General features: G+C 58.6%; 16 protein-coding genes. 12 read left to right on the forward strand and 4 right to left on the reverse strand.

Annotated elements, in window-relative coordinates; all coding sequences use genetic code 11:
* Nucleotides 1–39 precede the first annotated feature (39 nt).
* The 9 genes from MOV76_RS15190 to MOV76_RS15230 all read left to right on the forward strand — a co-directional run bounded on the left by MOV76_RS15190 (nucleotide 40) and on the right by MOV76_RS15230 (nucleotide 9485).
* Entirely contained in the window at nucleotides 40–891 is an 852-nt protein-coding gene (locus tag MOV76_RS15190; RefSeq protein WP_247264795.1) for a branched-chain amino acid ABC transporter permease, read from the forward strand.
* 2 nt (nucleotides 892–893) lie between these two features.
* On the forward strand, nucleotides 894–2636 hold the full coding sequence (locus tag MOV76_RS15195) for an ABC transporter permease subunit (protein WP_047617001.1): 1743 nt from the start codon (nucleotides 894–896) through the stop codon (nucleotides 2634–2636).
* A complete protein-coding gene (locus tag MOV76_RS15200; RefSeq protein WP_018244723.1) occupies nucleotides 2626–3333 on the forward strand; it encodes an ABC transporter ATP-binding protein in 708 nt (235 codons plus the stop codon). Before MOV76_RS15195 ends, MOV76_RS15200 begins: the two co-directional genes overlap by 11 nt.
* On the forward strand, nucleotides 3323–3916 hold the full coding sequence (locus MOV76_RS15205; RefSeq protein ID WP_047616998.1) for a cupin domain-containing protein: 594 nt from the start codon (nucleotides 3323–3325) through the stop codon (nucleotides 3914–3916). Before MOV76_RS15200 ends, MOV76_RS15205 begins: the two co-directional genes overlap by 11 nt.
* 45 nt (nucleotides 3917–3961) lie before the next feature.
* Nucleotides 3962–5278 (forward strand): phosphopyruvate hydratase, encoded by a 1317-nt coding sequence (gene eno / locus MOV76_RS15210; RefSeq protein ID WP_026188619.1) that lies wholly within the window; start codon nucleotides 3962–3964, stop codon nucleotides 5276–5278.
* Nucleotides 5279–5376: 98 nt separating this feature from the next.
* Nucleotides 5377–6378, forward strand: coding sequence for a VOC family protein (locus MOV76_RS15215; RefSeq protein WP_065275882.1), 1002 nt, complete (start codon nucleotides 5377–5379; stop codon nucleotides 6376–6378).
* A gap of 59 nt (nucleotides 6379–6437) precedes the next feature.
* Nucleotides 6438–7652, forward strand: a complete 1215-nt coding sequence (locus tag MOV76_RS15220) for an amino acid ABC transporter substrate-binding protein (protein WP_247264796.1) — start codon at nucleotides 6438–6440, stop codon at nucleotides 7650–7652.
* 109 nt (nucleotides 7653–7761) lie between these two features.
* On the forward strand, nucleotides 7762–8880 hold the full coding sequence (locus MOV76_RS15225) for an alcohol dehydrogenase catalytic domain-containing protein (RefSeq protein WP_018244728.1): 1119 nt from the start codon (nucleotides 7762–7764) through the stop codon (nucleotides 8878–8880).
* A 53-nt stretch (nucleotides 8881–8933) separates the two neighbouring features.
* Nucleotides 8934–9485, forward strand: coding sequence for an NADPH-dependent FMN reductase (locus MOV76_RS15230; protein ID WP_018447581.1), 552 nt, complete (start codon nucleotides 8934–8936; stop codon nucleotides 9483–9485).
* A 311-nt stretch (nucleotides 9486–9796) separates the two neighbouring features.
* Here MOV76_RS15230 and MOV76_RS15235 read toward each other — a convergent pair whose 3' ends face one another.
* From MOV76_RS15235 to MOV76_RS15250, 4 genes are all read right to left on the reverse strand, one after another.
* A complete protein-coding gene (locus MOV76_RS15235; RefSeq protein ID WP_247264797.1) occupies nucleotides 9797–10792 on the reverse strand; it encodes a phosphotransferase family protein in 996 nt (331 codons plus the stop codon).
* Nucleotides 10793–10813: 21 nt separating this feature from the next.
* On the reverse strand, nucleotides 10814–11776 hold the full coding sequence (locus MOV76_RS15240; RefSeq protein ID WP_018244731.1) for a C-terminal binding protein: 963 nt from the start codon (nucleotides 11774–11776) through the stop codon (nucleotides 10814–10816).
* A gap of 89 nt (nucleotides 11777–11865) precedes the next feature.
* Nucleotides 11866–14622 carry a phosphoenolpyruvate carboxylase gene (ppc, locus tag MOV76_RS15245; protein ID WP_247264798.1) on the reverse strand — a complete coding sequence of 919 codons (2757 nt, stop codon included), beginning with the start codon at nucleotides 14620–14622 and terminating at the stop codon, nucleotides 11866–11868.
* 193 nt (nucleotides 14623–14815) lie between these two features.
* Complete coding sequence (locus MOV76_RS15250; protein WP_018244733.1) at nucleotides 14816–15730, reverse strand: LysR family transcriptional regulator; 915 nt, start codon at nucleotides 15728–15730, stop codon at nucleotides 14816–14818.
* Between the two features lie 117 nt (nucleotides 15731–15847).
* On the opposite strand from MOV76_RS15250, the gene MOV76_RS15255 reads away from it, so the two are divergent.
* The 3 genes from MOV76_RS15255 to MOV76_RS15265 all read left to right on the forward strand — a co-directional run.
* Nucleotides 15848–17023: an acyl-CoA dehydrogenase gene (locus MOV76_RS15255; RefSeq protein WP_018244734.1), complete on the forward strand. Its 1176-nt coding sequence runs from the start codon at nucleotides 15848–15850 to the stop codon at nucleotides 17021–17023.
* Between the two features lie 61 nt (nucleotides 17024–17084).
* Entirely contained in the window at nucleotides 17085–17972 is an 888-nt protein-coding gene (locus tag MOV76_RS15260; protein WP_247264799.1) for a 3-hydroxybutyryl-CoA dehydrogenase, read from the forward strand.
* Nucleotides 17973–18014: 42 nt separating this feature from the next.
* On the forward strand, nucleotides 18015–18800 hold a 786-nt coding region (locus MOV76_RS15265; RefSeq protein ID WP_247264800.1), incomplete at its 3' end, for an NAD(P)/FAD-dependent oxidoreductase.

Raw genomic sequence — 18800 nt, forward strand, 5'->3', positions numbered from 1 at the left:
ATTCCTGGAACCGATCATCGTATCCACAGAAGGACGTGGATGCTGATGACCCTTGCTCTTTTCTTGCAATCCGCTGTTGGTGGCGTCTTGCTGGGTGGGATCTATGGCCTGCTGGCGATGGGTCTCAGCCTGAGCTGGGGCTTGTTGAAGCTGGTGAACCTCAGTCACTTCGCGCTGGCGTTCCTTGGCGCTTACCTGACCTATCAGTTTGGCACCGTTTACGGCGTCCCGGCATATTTGAGCGTTCTGGTGATCGCGCCGCTGTTTTTCGCACTCGGCGTTGCGCTGCACAGTGTGTTCGTACGCTTTCAGGTGAAGGAATTCGCGTCTCTCCTGGTGACGTTCGGCGTCACGATCCTGATCGAGTCGCTGATCCAATGGATCTGGTCGGCTGACTTCCTTCGTTATGAAACACCCTATGCCCAGACCACCATCCGGCTCGGTCCGATCTTTGTGCCCGTGCTGGATCTTTCCGCCTTTGTTTGCGCCGGGGTGCTTGCTGGAGCGGCGTGGTACGCGTTGAACAAGACCATGCTCGGAAAGGCGCTGCGTGCTGCCGCCCATGACGCCCCCGTAGCGTCAGCCTTCGGCATCAATTCTGCTCGCGTGTCATATATTCTGGCTGGCCTTTGCTCTGCGACAGCGGGCATCGCGGGTGTTTTCGTCGCCCTGATCGGAACTTTGGCACCATCTCAAATCGAGGCCTGGATAGGGGTCGTATTTGCCGTCGCCATCATTGGAGGATTGGGCAGCCCCATCGGTGCACTGGGCGCCGGAATGCTGATTGGCGTGGCTGAAAGCCTTACCATGTCCGTTGTGAATCCCGCTTGGGCGCCGCTCGTAGCATTCAGCGTGCTCATCGTCATCCTCTTGCGCAAACCGGTGATTTGACTATGAAAAAGCTTCTAATCACGGCGCCTATCGTAGCGGTCCTGGCCCTGCTGCCTTACCTGGGAATGGCGGATTACTACCTTTCCTATCTGTACATCATCTTCTTCTGGGTCGTGCTGGCGACGAGCTGGGGCATCCTGAGCGGTTACACGGGTTACTGGAGTTTTGGTCACGCAGCATTTTTCGGGATTGGTGTCTACACAACCGCCACGCTGACGACGCAGTTGTCGTGGCCTTTCGTCGCGACGATACCTGCTGCAGCGCTGCTGGCGGCCGCGATCGCCGCTCTGATTGGCTTGGTTGTCTTTCGTTCCGCAGCTCTGCGCGGTGAGTTCTTCGCGCTGCTGACGCTGTCGGTGACGTTCGTTGTCGCGGCCATTGTGTCAAACACCTCGCTGGACTCGGGCACAGGCGTATTCCTCTCGGGGATCGAAATCCCGATGATCGGTGTGACGGCGTCCGGCTCCCTTTACATGTTCGGGCTTATCGCGGTTCTTGCTTCGCTGGCGACATCGTACTTCATCTTTCACAGTAAATTCGGTCAGGGCTTGCTCGCAATCCACGACGATGAAGACGTTGCAGAGGTGAAAGGCGTTCCGACATTTCGCTATAAGCTGATCTCGTTTGCGATTTCGTCGGCACTTGCAGGCGGAATGGGTGCGATTCACGCCGTATATGTAGGCTACGTCACGGTTGGCGAGACGTTTGCGGTGACCGTTCCTCTCTATGTCGTGCTCATGAGCATCCTCGGCGGCGCTCGCCATTGGGCTGGGCCTGCGATCGGCGCGGTCATCATCACCGTGTTGCAGAGCGCTATCGTCAGCGGCGCTCATGCGGAATTCGGCCGTGCCGGCGTTGCTCTTGCGCTGATAGTTGTAATCCTGGTGCTGCCGTCCGGCATCGTCCCCAGCCTTATTCGGAGGTTTGCCGACAGGCGCGGCGGAACTGGCGCACCGGAGACGGCTGCTCAGGCCGTTACCCAGTTCGCGCCTCTAGCCGCAGCAGGTTCCGGTCCGGTGCTTCTCAAATGCGAGAATGTCACCAAATCGTTCGGTGGTATCCGCGCCTTGACTGGCGTGACGCTGGACGTTTGGCGGGGTGAAATCCTGGCTCTGGTTGGGCCGAATGGCTCCGGCAAGTCCACATTGATCAACATGATCAGCGGCCACTACACCATGACCTCCGGTACGATCACATTGGAAGGCGAGGAGATTTCCGGTCGGTCACCACATCTGATCGCGCAACAGGGCGTGGCGCGGACATACCAGATCCCGCGCTTGTTCGATAATCTGACTGTCCTCGAAAACGTTCAGCTCTGCGCGAAATTTGGTAGCGCAGATGGCATGGGCGCGGCTGTGGTCGACGCAGTTACTAGGGAGGCGCTCGCCTTTACCGGCCTGGCTGAGAAGGCCGGCGTGCTCCCCGCAGCATTGAACCTGCATGACCGAAAGTTTGTCGAATTCGCGAGAGCGCTGGCCGCAAAACCGCGTCTGCTTCTGCTCGATGAGGTGCTCTGTGGCTTGAATCCGGCCGAGGTCGACCACGCGGTTGAAATGATCAAGCGGATCAAGGCTGGCGGTACGACGATCATCTTCGTTGAACACCTCATGCGGGCGGTTGTCGCTTTGGCGGACCGCGTCGCGGTACTGGATCAAGGCAAGGTCCTGGCGCTTGGGCATCCAAGCGAAACGATGAGAGATCCCGCTGTGGTCAGCGTATACTTGGGGGCCAGTCATGCTGCTTGAGGTCGATAAGATCGAGGTCGGCTACGGAGATGCGATTGCTCTGTGGGACCTGTCTATCAGTGTAAAACCAGGCGAGATCGTTTCGGTCGTCGGTCCGAACGGGGCAGGGAAGAGCACGCTGGTCAATGCCATCGCCGGAATTCTCCGGCCGCACAAAGGAAAGATCGTTATCGAGGGTAACGACGTTTCCAAGGTGCCGAGCCATCGGGTCTGCGATTACGGCATAGCAGTGGTCCCGGAAGGGCGCCGTCTCTTCACGGCGATGACGGTCCTCGACAATCTGTTGCTCGGTGCCTACCGCTCGGTCGCTCGGGCGGAGCGCGACGCCACGCTCGCTGAGGTGTTTCAGCTTTTCCCTATTCTGAAAGAGCGCCAGGATTCGTTGGCGGGCTCCTTGTCGGGTGGGCAGCAGCAAATGGTTGCGATCGGCCGTGGCCTGATGGCCAAGCCGCGCGTCTTGCTCATGGACGAGCCGTCGCTCGGGCTGTCGCCTTTGATCGTCGGGGAAATGTTCAAAATCATCCAGATGATCAATGAGCGAGGCGTAGCGGTGCTGCTCGTCGAGCAGAACGTGAACAAGGCGCTAGAAATTGCCCATCAGGCCTACGTGATCGAGCAAGGCCGCGTAACGGCCTCCGGAGCGCCGGAGGTTCTTATCAATGATCCAAGCATCAGGGAGGCGTATCTTGGTATCTGAAAATTCGAACGGGAGAGTTCCCTTACATCTCCGGCGCGTCGTGACGGAACACGGCAGTCAGGGTGCTGCCCGGTTCGCCCAGGACGGCGCCGTTCCCCGCACAGACATATTCAGGACGATCCCTGGATTGGTATCGCGGATGATCTGGTCGACTTCGACGTCCACGGCCATTCCATTCAACGGAACCGATCCAACTCCGCTGGTCACAAGCTTCGTTCCGGAGCCCGGCGAAACCCGCTTCCTAGTGCTAACGTTCCCACCAGATGCCGTTTTTATGTCTCCGGATTTTGATGGTCCGGCGGCACTCGCGGAGAACCTGGCGGTCAGTCCAGGTTTGGCCGAGCGCTTCGAGCCGGATGGCAAACATCAAACTCCCACCGTCGATTATGGAATTGTTCTGGACGGCGAGATCTGGATGGAACTCGACGGTGGCAATGAGACCCATTTGCGCCAATTCGACGCCTTCGTACAGAACGGAACGCGTCACGCCTGGCGAAACAAGAGCGACAAACCGGCAACCATCGCCGTGGTGCTGGTTGGCGCACGGACCCCCGATATGACGGACTATGATGACGGCCTGTGAGGCCCGATGATCCAATTTCAATCTGACCTTGTGGACCAACTGAACATGACCAACACCGAAATCCGAAAAGTGCAGGGCCGTCGCGTCTGGGATTCCCGTGGCAGGCCCACCGTTGAGGTAGAGATCGAGCTGGCCTCTGGTGCGACCGGCCGGGCCATTGCACCCGCTGGTGCATCGACCGGCACTGGCGAGGCGCTCGACCTTCGTGACGGCGGCAGCGCCCTTGCCGGCTTGGGGATCAACAAGGCCCTGACTGCCGTCAATGGAGAAATCGCCAAGTTGCTGGTTGGCCGGAATGCCAATGATCAAGCCGATCTGGACCACGCCATCATCGAGCTGGACGGCACCCCGAACCGGAGCAGACTGGGTGGAAATGCATCGGTGGCAACATCGATGGCGTTGCTTCACGCGGCAGCGGCTGCGGCCGGCCAACCGATCTGGCGGTATCTCGCGGGCTCCGACAGGGGGATTACGATGCCATTGCCGGAAATCCAGATTTTTGGAGGTGGAGCGCATGCAGCACGCCGGGTAGACGTCCAGGATTTCATGGTCATGTGCCCTGCTGCCTCGACTTTCGCGGAGGCTTTGGAGTGGACCGCTGAAGTCTACCGCGCGGCAGGCGACATTATGAAACGTGCCGGAAAGCTCCAGGGCGTGGCGGACGAAGGAGGCTATTGGCCTGCCTTCACCAGCAATGAAGAAGCTCTCGACGCCTTGGTGCGTTCGATCGAGGCCGCCGGTCTGAAGCCAGGCGGCGAAGTCGCCATATCGCTCGACATTGCGGCCTCCGAATTCGGTCGTGAGGGCAAGTATTCGCTGGCATTGGAAGATCGGCAGCTCGATACGGCCGAGATGATCGACATGCTTGGCGGCTGGTTGAAGGCCTATCCAATCGTCTCTATCGAGGATCCGCTCGCTGAGGACGATCCGGCTGGATTCAAGGAATTTACCGCTCGCTACGGCTCCAAATGCCAAATCATCGGCGACGACTTCTTCGTGACAAACGCGGCGCGGGTAACCGAAGCGATCAAGGATAAAAGCGCCAATGCGGTGCTGATCAAGCCGAACCAAGCGGGCACGATCACAGAGACGTTCGAAGCGCTCTCTGTTGCCAAGAAAGCGGGTTTTCGAACAATTGTTTCGGCCAGGTCCGGTGAGACGGAAGATGTGACGATCGCCCATCTGTCGGTCGGCTGGGATGCCAAGCAGCTCAAGGTCGGATCGTTCTCACGCTCCGAGCGGATGGCCAAGTGGAACGAGGTTCTCCGTATCGAGGAGGCCCTTGGAAAAGAGGCTTCGTTCGCTGGCTGGTCGGCGCTAGACTTGGCTGAAAAGCCAGCCGCGGTTGCTGCTGCAGGTTAGATTTTGGATGGGCCGGTTGCCGGTCGCGCTCAATGACAGGCGTTGACAAAAGAGCCGGCCCTTTTATGCTAACGTTAGCAAAAATAGATGAGGATGACATGCTTCCGGCTGTTAATTTGAAACCTCCCTTCAACATCACGCGCTTCAGCCACGTCGTGCTTGAAGTTAATGATGTGGAGCGTAGCCGAGATTTTTACCTCAATGTCGGCGGACTGATTGAAACAGAATTCGCGGACGGTGTTTCATACCTTCGCGGATTGTCCGAGGCCTGCCATCACAGTCTCGTGCTCGCACCTGCCGTCGGGAAGCCGACGTGCAGGCGGATCGGTTATCGGGTGTTTCTGGAGGAGGACCTCGACAAGGCCAAGTTCTTTTTTGATGAGAAGGGGCTTCCGGCGGAATGGGTCGACGTTCGAAATCAAGGGCGGACCTTGCTCGTCAGCGACCCGTCGGGCGCTCGCATCGAGCTTTGCTCCAGCATGAGTGTCCATCCCCGTAAGTTCCTCGAGGTGCATGAACATCGTGGCGCCCGAGCCCAGGGGCTCGATCATTGCCAGATCATGGTCGCCGATCCGTTGGGTCTAAGCGCGTTCTACGGCGAACTCGGTTTCCGGACTTCGGAATATATCGCGGCCGGCGACAATCTCATTGCGAACTTCATGTATCGCAAAGGTGTCTGCCTCGATCTGGCGTTGGTGCCGGGCATCGGCCCGCAGCTGCATCATTTTGCTTATACGGTTCCCGAAAGCAGCGACATCTTCGCCGTGTGCGATTTTGCCAGTCGTTACGGATATGGGGACAGCGTTGAGCGCGGACCTGGACGCCATGGCCCTTCCGGAGTCCTATTCGTCTACCTGCGCGATCCCGATGGACACCGGGTGGAGTTCTTCAACAATCACTACACCACGATAGACGCGGAATTGGAGCCCATTCGTTGGGACGCGGCAGCCCTTAGCACCAATGTCCATTGGGGAATGCCGGCCGTCTCGAGGTGGTTCTTCGAGGCCAGCGAGTTTACGGGAGTACCGCTGGCGCACCCCGAGAAAATGCCGAACCCTATGACGCTGGAACGCTACGCAGAGGGGCTGGCGAAGAGCTGAGACCTGCCGCCGGCGGCAGAGACTGATGATGACATGCCGGAAGCATCTGGGAGGATGAGATGAGTGCGAATTCCATGATACTGAATAGACGAGCATTCCTCGGGTCTGCAGCCGCAGTAGCAGCTTTCAGCTCGATGCCGAGAGTTTTTGCCCAAGAAGAGCCGGTCCGCGTCGGCGGAACGCTGCCGTTAACGGGTCCGCTTGCGGGCGTAGGCACAATCCACAAGCTCGCCGGAGAAGTGTTCGTCGAGCAGATCAACGCCAAAGGCGGTATTCTCGGACGAAAGGTGGAGTTTGTCCTTCTCGACGACCAATCGCTGCCCGCCAATGCTCGAACGCTCTATGAGCGGCTGGTGACCGCCGATAAGGTCGATCTCCTGATGGGGCCCTATGGCACGTCTTCGATCATCGCAGCAATGGGCGTTGCCGCCCGGTTCAAGAAGATGCTGGTTCAGAGCAGCCTGGGGGACCCCAGTCTCGCCCCATATCCTCTGCAGTTCCCGTCTCTTCCGATCGGGGCCGAGCCGCAATCGACGGATACCGAGGTTGTTCTCGATGCCTATGCGAGCCTGCCGACCCCTCCCAAGACGATCGCGTTCGTCACGAGCAAATTCCCGTCGGCCCTGACGATCGCCAAGGGCGGCCAGCAAGTTGCTGAGAAGCGTGGCATCAAGAACGTGCTGGGCCTTGAATACGAGTTCGGCACGAAGGACTTCGGCGCAATCGCGAACCGCATCAAAGCGGCTGATCCGGACCTGCTGTGGTCCGGTGCGATCGGCATGGAGGCTGTGCAGCTTCTCGATGCAATGAGCCGGATCGACTACCAGCCCAGGAACCAATTCTATCTGTTCCCGGCGCCCGGCCCGACCGCAGCTCACCCCAAGGCGAACGGCTTGACCTCTCTGACCTGGTTTGAAGAGCACGAGCCGTTCCTCACGTATCACGGCGCCCAGGAATTCGTAAGCGCTTATGACAGCAAGGCGAAGGCGGCGGGTTTCCCCTATCCGCGTACGGAGTATCAGGCTGCGGTCGAATATGCTGCGTGGCAAATCCTTGCAGCGGCAGCAGAAGGGGCGGGGAAATTGGACGACGCCGCGATGGCTGCGTGGTTGCGCTCGAATACCGTCGAGACGGTCGTCGGACCAAGGACTTTCGACGGCAAGTTCAATGCCGGGAAGCCATCGACGAAGCTCAAGCAAGTTCAAGGAAAGGATTGGGTGACTGTCTGGCCTGCGGATTTCCGACCGGCTGGGAAGGAGTTCCTGGTCCCCTGACGAATGCCGCTCGGCACTGTGCCGCGCACCTGTCTGAAACTGCAAAAAAATGCATTCGGTCGGGCACGGTCCGACCGATGTCCCTATGGAGGAGTTAATGGTTAAAACTATGATCGCCGCTCGGCTGCATGCTCTGCATCAGCCGATGTCGCTGGATGAGATTCCGATTCCCACGCCCCGGCCCAACGACGTGCTGGTGCAGGTCAGGGCCTGCGGTATCGTGCCCAACATGGCCAACGTCATCAATAATTGGCCAACCTGGTTCCCCCACCAGCCACTGCCGAAGTTTCCGGCTGTGTTTGGTTTGGACCCAGCCGGGGTCGTCGCCGAAGTCGGCGAGGCGGTCACCAATGTCAAGATTGGCGATCGTGTCTATGTAAGCCCTCTCAGATCCTGCGGTTCTTGCAAGGCGTGCCGGTCAGGCAACCGCAGCCAATGCCGCTACTACACCTTGAATGGGTACTTCAGCACCAGCCGCGATGGTCAAAGGATCTTTGATCTTTATCCGTACGGCGGCTTCAGCCAATTCATGACCGCCCCGGAATACTCGCTCGTGTGCCTGCCGGATAACCTCAGCTTCGAGCAGGCCGGCCGCTTCGGTTACCTCGGTACATCCTACGGCGCCCTGAAGAATGCACAGGCTGGACCTGGTCAGGTTTGCCTCATCGACGGGATCACCGGTACGCTTGGTGTCGCGGCAACCAAGCTCGGTCTTGCGATGGGGATCTCCAAAATACTGGGCACCGGCAGAAGCAGGGAATTGCTGGGCCGCGTAAAAGCCATTGCCCCTGACCGCATCGACACCATCGTGCTCGGCGAAGGCTCGACCGGAGAATGGGCGAAGGCCCAAACCGGTGGCGAGGGAGTGGACTTCGTTATCAGTGCGCTGGGCGCGAGAGCCCCCGCCGCGACCGTGGTCGACTCCATGCGCGGAGTTCGTCGGGGCGGCCGCGTGGTTGTCGTTGGTGGCGTCGCAGAAGATGTTCCAGTCGACGTGAAGTGGCTGATGGACGAGCAAGTTCAACTCATCGGCTCGAACTGGTTCAGCGCTGCGCAGGGGCAGGAAATGGCAGACATGGTCCGCACCGGTGTGCTCGACCTGTCGTATCTCGAGCACAAGATCTATCCGCTTGAGCGGGTGAACGAAGCCATATCAGGCATTGGCGAACGCGATGGCGGCTTCAGCAACTATGTGGTCATTCCTCCGGTCCCTGCCTCTTATCAGTAACAATCACCGGCGCCGGCTATCGCCGGCGCATCCCTCGCGCGAGAAGAGAGAACATGTCCAAGAAAGATATCGCGGTCCTGGTCGGAAGCCTTCGTCAGGCTTCGATCAACCTGAAGTTCGCCCGTGCAATGCAGAAAGTGGCGCCCGGCGGACTGAACCTGGAAATCGTGCCGATCGGCGAGCTTCCGCTCTATAACCAAGACTTGGAGACGGAGACGCCGCCAACGGAATGGACATCCTTCCGCGAGCGCATCAAGGCTTGCGATGGCGCGATCTTCGTGACGCCTGAATACAATAGATCCGTACCCGCGGCATTGAAGAATGCGATCGAAGTCGGTTCTCGCCCCTTCGGAAAAAGCGTGTGGGATCACAAGCCCGGTGCGGTGACTGGCGCTTCTCCCGGTCTCATCGGCGGCGCAGCCGCGGCACTTCAGCTCAGGGTTATCCTGACCAACATCAACGTGCCGACCATGCCCCAGCCTGAAGTTTACCTGAGCACGGCCGACAAATTAGTGGGCGATCACGGGGTCTTCCTCAATGAAGGAACCCAGAAGTTCATCGAGAGCTTCCTGGTTGCTTTCGAAAGCTGGGTCGCTCGGTTCTGAGCCGAAGCAGATGTAAAGTCTTTATCTGCCATCGCGGGACCAGCGCGATGGCTTATTATACTCTCTTTTAATGAATGCGCCGCTTTCACGGGCGAAGCCTCAGTTGGCAGGCGAAACCTCAGCGGCCTATGCTACTCGACCGCCCGATGTGACGCGCGCGCCGCTTCGAGAGTGTCATGTCGGTTTTGTCGTGGTGATGGGAATTCTTGCCCGAAAGTCGTTGTTTCGCTCTTCTGACCATTTCACAAGGGCCGCGCGGTTATCGGTGCAGCGGCAAAGAAAAATGCCGCTGCCTGAGGAGTGGGGTTCCGTTATGGAAACCAGGCCTGCGCTACGTCAGCCAGCTTTTGCCGAGGCGATGCGATCAGCGGGATGGCGGCTTTGCGGACCGTTTCGCGCTGGCATTCGTCGGTTATGTATTCGACGGGCGATTTGCCGTCGACCCGGGCGAGGAAGAGAGCGGGCAACAAGCTTGCAGCCCGAGCCTCGAGAGCGTCCCGATCCTCCCAGTCGACCTGATCCAGGTAGGCTGCCGTCAACGCCGCGAATGACGATGCGAGCTCAGATGCTGCCTGTCCGGCGACGACCTTCTTCAACAATAGATGGTTGAGGCAGAAGGCGAGGTCGAAAGCCGGGTCGCCAAACCAGGCGCATTCGGCATCCAGGAACACAGGGCCGTTCTTGCCCAGCAGGATGTTCTTCGGGCTGACGTCGCCGTGGACGAGCGCCAGCTTTGTTTCGGCCGTGCGCTGAACCAGCTCTGCCAGGCGATCGCTGACGAAGGGATGTTTGGCGGCGGTCGCCACCAGATAGGGCTCGAGCCGAAGAGCATAGAAATTCGGTCCAGAATCAAACTTTTCCGACAACCCCGATGTGCGGGCGCTGACGGAATGGATCTGTCCAATTCGCCGGCCCGTTAGCTCTGCCGCTTTTCGGTCAACGCTTCCGTGGAGCAGGTCGGTCTTCCACAGCGGATATTGATCGCCGGGAAGAAACGCCATGGCGAAGATGCCAGACGACGCGTCGTGTGCGAGAGGCGTCGGAACGGCAGAAGGGAAGTGTTGCGCTACGAAGGATATCCAGTTCCATTCGTACACATTTCTCGACACCGGCGCCTGCCAATCGGCGGATACCTTGAGCTTGGGAAGTGCGCGTTTCACGCAGATGAGCCGGCCAGGAAGCTCCACACGGTAGATATCTGAAGAAACACCACCCGTCAGAGGCTTGTAGACCGCCTCCTCGGAAGCGCTCCTCAAACCGCTCTTCAGCAAGAACTCATCGAAAATCGTCATCTCATCTACAGACATGAACCCAGTGTCCTTGCGGCATTAGCGGCGGGGGCTGTTGCGGGGTTGTTCAGGCTTCTCTCCGCAGAGAACCCTGACGACTTCCTCCGCCGCCCGGCGACGCAGCTCGATCAGCGAAGCATCCGAGGAGAAGGCGACGTGCGGAGTGATCATCGCGCCGGGATGAGCGATCAGCTCCTGTGGAACGCGTGGTTCATCCTCGAGGACATCAAGGCCGACGCCGCTCAGAATGCCGGATTCCAAACCCTCGATCACGGCGGCCGTATCGACAACGCCGCCTCGGCTGACGTTGATCAGCAGGCTTCCGCGACGCATCTTCGAGATGGCGTCCCTGTTGATCAGATGACGCGTCGCCGGCGAGAGCGGCGCATGGACGATGACGATATCGCTCGAGGCCAGAAGTCTATCGAAGTCGGCAAGCTCCACATCCACAGGAACATTCGAGGCATGGGGATCATGTGCTCTAACCCGGCATCCGAGCGCCTGCATTTTTGCTGCCGTCGCACGGCCGATACGACCAAACCCAACGATGCCGCAGGTCAGCTCCGAAAGCCTGCGGAGATTTGCCGAAGCCGGGTCCCAGCGCCCGCAGCGAACCTCGCGGTCGAAGTGGATCAGCCCGCGGGCCCAGGCAATCGCAAAACCCACGGCGTGGTCAGACACTTCTGCAACGCAATAATCGGGAACATTCGTCACCCATATCCCCCGCTCCGTCGCTGCATCGACTGCAATATTGTCCAGGCCAACTCCGAGACGAGCAACGATCTTGAGGTTAGGAGACGCAGCGATTGCCGTCTCGCTAACTTGAGCCCAGCAGGTCAGAATCGCGTCCGGCTGATGCTTTGCAGCCAAAGCGTCGATCTCAGCAGGCGGAGACGGCTCGGCCGGACCGCTGACGAGGGTAAGCCCGGCCCGCTCGATTACCTCCCGCTCCACTTTGTCATCCGGCCAGGCGTAGTCCGTCAACAGCACGGTTCGTGTCATGAATTTCCTCCCAATTTTATGCGAACGTTAGCGCAGCGGCTTTGTCAAGGTCAAGAAAAATAGGCTTACGCCATCCACATTGCCGCACTTTACCCGCTGTTTCGTAGCCCTGCTGCAATTCCGTTGATGGTCAGATGCAGCGCCTCTTCAGTGTCCTGATCGCCTTCTCCGGCACGGTGGCGACGAAGAAGGTCGATCTGCATGTGGTTAAGCGGGTCGAGGCAGGGAAAGCGATGATGGATCGACTGCTTGAGTGCCGGATTATTCGCGAGCAGCGAGGCCTGATCCGTTATGCCGAATAGCGCAGTTGTCGTCGCTTCCCATTCGTCTTTTATGCGTGCAAAAATCTTCTCATGGGTGGATGCATCAGGGGTGAGGCCCACATACCGCGCCGCGATCGCCATGTTGGTCTTGGCCAACACCATCTCCATGTTCGCAATCAGTGTCTGGAAGAAAGGCCAGTCCCGGTGCATTCCCTGAAGAATTTGCAATCCGTCGGGGTGTCCGGCCAGCCATTGTCGCACGGCCGAACCGAATCCAAACCAACCCGGCAACATCATGCGGCTCTGCGACCAGCCGAACACCCAGGGTATCGCTCGCAGGTCTTCGATGCGACATGAGGAACTGCGTGAGGCTGGGCGGCTGCCAATGTTCAGTTTTGCGATTTCGCCGATGATCGTTGCTTCCCAGAAGAACCGTTCAAACCCCTCGGTCTCGTAAACCAAACGGCGATAGGCGCCAAAGGCCAGGTCGGATAGTTCCTCCATGGCGCCAAGATATTCGGGATCCGGCTCTTGTGCGTCGGAAGGCAGCAGGGACGCTTCCAGCGTCGCGGCTATAAGAAGTTCGAGATTCCGACGACCCAGTGCCGGATTGGAATATTTCGCCGCAATGACTTCACCTTGCTCCGTCAGCCGTATCGATCCGGCAACCGCGCCAGAGGGCAGGGCGGTGATGGCTTCATAGCTTGGGCCGCCACCGCGGCCCACGGAACCGCCGCGACCGTGAAACAGGCTGAGGCGAACGCCTTCACGCTCAAAGAGCTGGATGAAGGCCGTTTCTGCCTTATACAGTTCCCATCCCGAAGTCAGATAACCGCCATCCTTGTTGCTGTCCGAATAGCCGAGCATAATTTCCTGTTTGCCGCCGAGCGCTTCCACATATGTCCGATAGGCTTCGACGGCCAAAACTGTTTGCATCACGTCATGCGACCTTCGAAGATCCGAGATCGTCTCGAAAAGAGGTATGATGTTCATTGACGCCGCTTCGGGCTCATCGGGCCGGAACAGCCCCGTCTCACGGAACAGGACCATGACCTCCAGAAGGTCGGAAGGGCTTCCGGCCTTCGAAATGATGTAATTGGGGACGCTGACGCGGCCATAGCGCTTATGGGCTTGGGCAGCTTCACGCAGAACGGAAAGCTCCGACACCGTCTCGGCCGAATAGGTCCTGAGCGGTGTAATCAACAGCTGGGAAGACCGCAGTTCCTCGGTGAGCAAGCGGATCTTGTCACTCTCGGCCAACGCCTCGTAACGTGTGCCAGGCCGCACGTTCTCGAAAAGCTCATGAACAACCCGTTGATGAACCTCGGAATTCTGTCTTAAATCCAGACTGGCAAGGTGAAAACCGAAGACGTCCACGGCGCGTTGGAGTCTGCGCAGTTTTCCAGTTGCGATATTTTCTGCGCCATTGGCTGTCAGGGATTTGCTGATCGTCGCCAAGTCTTTGGCGAATTCGGCAGGGCACAGGTAGGAAGGGGCGGCCGCCACAGGTTCGCGAACCAGTTCCGTGCTGCCGAACTTACGCGCCGTGGCCGCCAGGCAAGCATACATGCCCGAGATCGCCAGGCGATATGGCTCGTGTCGGCGCCGCTCCGATCTGTCGGGGGAGTCGGTCGCGAGGCGCTGAAGCTCCTGCGAGACTTTCACATACCGGTCATCCAAGGAAAGTTCGGCGCCAAGGCTGTGCAGTTCGCCGAGATAGAACGAGAAAACTCTCTCACTTTGCAACCGGAGCGCCTCTCTCAGGGTTTCGCCGTTGACATAGGGATTGCCATCCCGGTCGCCACCGATCCAGGAACCCATGCGCAGGAATGGCGGCAGCGTGTCCTCGCCGATACTCCAGGGTGAGTCTCGAAGCTGATCTTCGAGAATCTCGTATACCTCCGGGATCACCCGGAAAATGGTGCTGTCGTAATAGGACAAGCCATTGAGGATTTCATCCACGACCTGAAGTCGCCGTCCCCGAAGGCTGTTCGTTTGCCAAAGCGTCGTCGTCGCCCTTTCCAAGTCCTCTTGATACCGACCTATCTCCTGCTCAATCAGGCCGGCTTGGTCGAGCTGCGTCAGGCATCGTGCAAGCTCCTGCTCGATTTCGATAACGCTCTTGCGCCGAACCTCAGTCGGGTGCGCTGTGAAAACGGGCGAGACGACCGCTTCAAGAAGCAGTCTGCGGATATCTTTCGCCTCTACCCCGGCCGCAGCCAGAACGGAAAGCGATCTGGCAATTGTTCCCGGCATGGCAGGTTCACGATCGACGATGCTGAAGCGCTGCATCCTGGTTTGGTGTGCGTCTTCGGCAATGTTCACGAGTTGAGAAAACTGGCTGAACGCGCGGATCACACGCTTGAGGGTTTGGGGAGGCATGGTTGCACAAAACGGGGCGAGCTTGTCGTTCAGGTGCGGGCCGGTCCTTCTGTGACCGGTAACCGAGAGGCTGCGGACCTGTTCCACGACCTCACGGGCTTCTTTGCCGTCGCTTGCTTCAATAGCCTCGCACAACAGGCGGCCGAGCAGCCGAACGTCCTTCACCAGAGCCTTGCTGGTCGTGAGGCGTTTCGCCTGCATGCTTGCTTTCTGCAATTGAAGGTGCAAATGCGCATTCCTTGTGCTAACGTTAGCATAAATTGACAGGATTTAACCGAGGAGTCAAGCGACGCTCGCAAACGAACAGGAGCGAAAGGCGCACAGATGGCGAAGCCCCTGGCACATCCCAGATTTATCAAAGGTGTCTTAGGTATGGTTTCATCGGCTCCCGCTATCAGCCGATAATGCCTTCCTGGTAACGCGCGACCTCTTCCAGCAACCATGCGCGGAACGCAACGACAGGCCGGAAGTCCTTCCTGCTCAGCGGCGCGACCGCATAATAGGCGCTGGTGCTTTTGACCTGATGTGGAAAGGCTTGAACGAGCTGGCCATTTGCGAGCTCGGAGTCGATGAGGAAAAGCGGCATCAACGCGAGCCCCAATCCAGCAATGCAGGCTTGGGCCACATTGCTGAACTGTTCGAACCGCATGGCCTGCGACGGGGTGCCGTTGACCTGGAGGCTTTCAAAAAAATGGCTCCAGGCCCCGGGACGGGACGCCATCTGCAGCAGCGGCAGGCGAAGCAGATCTTCGACCTTCACGATGGGATGTGAACTGAGAAAAAGTGGCGACGCGATCGGTGCTACCATCTCTTCCATAAGAAATGTGCTTTCCGCACCGGGCCAATCGGGCTGGCCGATATGAATCGCCATATCTATGTCGTCGCGATCGAAATCGAACACGCCAATGCGTGTGGCGAAGTTCAACGTGATCTCGGGGTGTCTGGCGACAAATCGCGGAATGCGCGGCATCAACCAGCGGGTGCCGAATGTCGGCAAGATGGCAAGATTGAGTTGATCGCTATGTTGTTGGGTCATGGCCTGCAGTGAAGCGGAACGAATTTCCGCAAGAGCGTTGGCAATTGCACGGGCATAGTTTGTGCCCGCCTCTGTGAGGTTGACACCACGGCTGGTGCGCTCGAACAGTAAAACGCCGAGTTGTTCCTCCAGCGACGCGATCTGCCGACTGATGGCTCCCTGTGTCAGGGAAAGCTCCTCCGCTGCCGCAGAGAAGGTGCCCATCCGCGCGACGGAATCGAACGCCGCGAGAGCCGAGGTGGAGGGAAGGAGCCTTCGCGAGAGGTTTGCCATGAGCTATTACTATAGCTCATGGGCCGATGAGTAAACCTCGCTTTCTCAGTTGCGAAAAAGCGGCTTTAATTCCGTCAAATTCGAACTGCCAAAAACCTCAATGGGAGGACGACCATCTTGGCCTTTACTTGGAACGACCCGTTTCTGCTCGACGATCAGCTGACCGAAGATGAACGGATGATCCGCGAGTCCGCTGCGGCTTTCGCAGAATCCGAACTCTTGCCGCGCGTCCAGGACGCCTATCTCGAAGAAGCGACCGACCCCGAGCTGTTCAGGTTGATGGGGCAGACTGGCCTTCTTGGGGTGACGCTGCCTGAAGAGTACGGGGCCGCGAACGCATCCTATGTTGCCTATGGTCTGGTCGCTCGCGAGGTCGAGCGCATCGACTCCGGATATCGCTCGATGATGAGTGTGCAGTCCTCGCTGGTCATTTATCCGATCTACGCCTACGGCTCTGGCGAGCAGAAGAAGAAGTACCTGCCGGGCCTCGTTTCGGGTGAACTGATTGGCTGTTTCGGCCTGACTGAGCCTGACGCAGGCTCAGATCCCGGCGGTATGAAAACCCGCGCCGAGAAAATTGAGGGCGGCTACCGATTGCGCGGCTCGAAGATGTGGATCTCGAACTCGCCGATTGCCGATGTCTTCGTCGTATGGGCCAAGTCCGAGGCTCACAACAATGAAATACGCGGCTTCGTTCTCGAAAAGGGCATGAAGGGCCTTTCGGCCCCGAAGATTGGTGGCAAGCTTTCGCTGCGTGCCTCGATCACAGGCGAAATCGTAATGGACGGTGTCGAAGTCACCGAGGATGCGCTTCTGCCCGGCGTTTCCGGCCTCAAGGGGCCGTTTGGCTGCCTCAACCGCGCCCGCTACGGCATCTCTTGGGGCGTTATGGGAGCCGCAGAGGACTGCTGGTTCCGCGCTCGTCAATACGGCCTGGACCGCAAACAGTTCGGGAAGCCGCTTGCAGGGATGCAGCTTTATCAAAAGAAGCTCGCCGATATGATGACCGAAATCACGCTCGGACTGCAGGGTTCGCTTCGCGTTGGCCGGCTGATGGATGAGCACAAGATGGCCCCGGAAATGGTCTCGCTCGTCAAGCGTAACAACTGCGGAAAGGCGCTGGATATCGCTCGGCAAGCCCGGGATATGCATGGCGGCAACGGCATTCAGATCGAATATCACGTCATGCGCCACGCGCAGAACTTGGAGACGGTCAACACTTACGAAGGGACCCACGACGTCCATGCCCTGATCCTTGGGCGTGCCCAGACGGACCTCCAGGCGTTCTCCTAATTCCCCGATAGTCTATTCGGCACAGATCCGTCCTTCAACCTCCGGATTAGCGAGAGGCAGCATGCCTGTAGTGAATAGGATTTCTACCGTCGCCGTCATCGGTGCCGGACAAATGGGTACTGGGATCGTCGAGGTCGTGACGAGACACGGGTATGAGGCGCTGATTTACGATCTCGACAAAAGTCGAATTCGCGCGAGCATCGAAGCGAGCGCCGGATATTTCGGGCGCCAGGCGGAAACCGGCAAAATGCCGGGCGAGGCGGCTGAGCAGGCCATCTCCCGAATAAAGGGAGCGTTCTCCCTTTCGGATCTGGCGACTGCCGATTTGGTCGTCGAAGCGGTCAGCGAGAATGAAGACATCAAGAGGAAAGTCTTTACGGATGTGTGCACCGTGCTGAAGCCTGACGCGATCTTGGCGACGAACACATCGTCGCTCTCCATAACGCGGCTCGCGGCGTCAACCGACAGGCCCAATCGTTTTATAGGGATACACTTCATGAATCCCGTACCGGTTATGAAGCTCGTAGAGCTGGTTCGCGGCATCGGAACTGATCAAGAGACATTTGCCATAGCCAAGGATTTCGCCGAATCCATCGGCAAAACGGTCACCGTCTCCGAAGATTTTCCGGCTTTCATCGTAAATCGTATCCTCATCCCTATGATCAACGAAGCGATCTACACTCTTTATGAGGGTGTTGGAAACGTAGAAGCCATAGACACCGGCATGAAGCTCGGCGCCAATCATCCGATGGGGCCACTCGAACTGGCAGATTTTATCGGTTTGGACACATGCCTCTCCATCATGCAGGTCCTTCACGAAGGGTTGGCTGATAGCAAATACCGTCCATGCCCGCTGCTGGTCAAATATGTCGAAGCTGGCTGGCTCGGTCGCAAGACACAACGCGGGTTCTACGACTACGGATACGTTCCAGCTCGGCCAACTCGCTGATCCCCATCTCATCCCAACATCGAGATTTGTCAGGCATTTATCATGACTGAAGAACACGCAGACGAAAGTCGAGAGAGCATGGAATTCGACGTGGTGATCGTCGGCGCCGGTCCTGCCGGTCTTGCGGCGGCGATCCGGTTGAAGCAGGTCAATCCGGAGCTGTCGGTCGTCGTGCTGGAGAAGGGCGCGGAAGTTGGCGCGCATATCCTCTCGGGCGCCGTGGTCGACCCGATCGGCATCGACCGGCTGTTGCCCGGCTGGCGCGACGAGGCCGATCATCCGTTCAAGACCAAGGTCACATCAGATCACTTCCTGCTGCTCGGTCCGGCCGGCTCTGTTCGCCTGCCGAATGTGCTGATGCCGCCCCTGATGAACAATCACGGCAACTACATCGTCTCGCTCGGCCTCGTCTGTCGCTGGCTGGCGACCAAGGCCGAAGAACTCGGCGTCGAGATCTATCCGGGTTTTGCCGCAGTAGAAGTGCTCTACAATGACGAGGGTGCGGTGACCGGCGTTGCCACCGGCGACATGGGCATCGAGAAGAACGGCGAACCCGGCCCGAACTATACCCGCGGCATGGAACTGCTCGGCAAATATGTGCTGATCGGCGAGGGCGTGCGCGGTTCGCTCGCCAAGCAGCTGATCGCCAAGTTCGATCTGCAGAAAGACCGTGAACCGCAAAAATTCGGCATCGGCATCAAGGAGCTCTGGCAGGTCAAGTCCGAGAACCATCGGCCGGGCCTGGTGCAGCACTCCTTCGGCTGGCCGCTCGGCATGAAGACCGGCGGCGGCTCCTTCCTCTATCACCTGGAAGACAATCTGGTGGCG

Source organism: Rhizobium sp. PRIMUS64, from assembly GCF_023006465.1.
GTDB lineage: Bacteria > Pseudomonadota > Alphaproteobacteria > Rhizobiales > Rhizobiaceae > Rhizobium > Rhizobium leguminosarum.

Bases quoted from the DNA above. Each gene is read 5' to 3' on its own strand.
- MOV76_RS15190 (WP_247264795.1), top strand. From the start codon at position 40: ATGCTGATGACCCTTGCTCTTTTCTTGCAATCCGCTGTTGGTGGCGTC.
- eno (WP_026188619.1), top strand. From the start codon at position 3,962: ATGACCAACACCGAAATCCGAAAAGTGCAGGGCCGTCGCGTCTGGGAT.
- MOV76_RS15195 (WP_047617001.1), top strand. From the start codon at position 894: ATGAAAAAGCTTCTAATCACGGCGCCTATCGTAGCGGTCCTGGCCCTG.
- MOV76_RS15230 (WP_018447581.1), top strand. From the start codon at position 8,934: ATGTCCAAGAAAGATATCGCGGTCCTGGTCGGAAGCCTTCGTCAGGCT.
- MOV76_RS15240 (WP_018244731.1), bottom strand. From the start codon at position 11,776: ATGACACGAACCGTGCTGTTGACGGACTACGCCTGGCCGGATGACAAA.
- MOV76_RS15250 (WP_018244733.1), bottom strand. From the start codon at position 15,730: ATGGCAAACCTCTCGCGAAGGCTCCTTCCCTCCACCTCGGCTCTCGCG.
- MOV76_RS15215 (WP_065275882.1), top strand. From the start codon at position 5,377: ATGCTTCCGGCTGTTAATTTGAAACCTCCCTTCAACATCACGCGCTTC.
- MOV76_RS15200 (WP_018244723.1), top strand. From the start codon at position 2,626: ATGCTGCTTGAGGTCGATAAGATCGAGGTCGGCTACGGAGATGCGATT.
- MOV76_RS15260 (WP_247264799.1), top strand. From the start codon at position 17,085: ATGCCTGTAGTGAATAGGATTTCTACCGTCGCCGTCATCGGTGCCGGA.
- MOV76_RS15220 (WP_247264796.1), top strand. From the start codon at position 6,438: ATGAGTGCGAATTCCATGATACTGAATAGACGAGCATTCCTCGGGTCT.
- MOV76_RS15225 (WP_018244728.1), top strand. From the start codon at position 7,762: ATGATCGCCGCTCGGCTGCATGCTCTGCATCAGCCGATGTCGCTGGAT.
- MOV76_RS15235 (WP_247264797.1), bottom strand. From the start codon at position 10,792: ATGTCTGTAGATGAGATGACGATTTTCGATGAGTTCTTGCTGAAGAGC.
- ppc (WP_247264798.1), bottom strand. From the start codon at position 14,622: ATGCAGGCGAAACGCCTCACGACCAGCAAGGCTCTGGTGAAGGACGTT.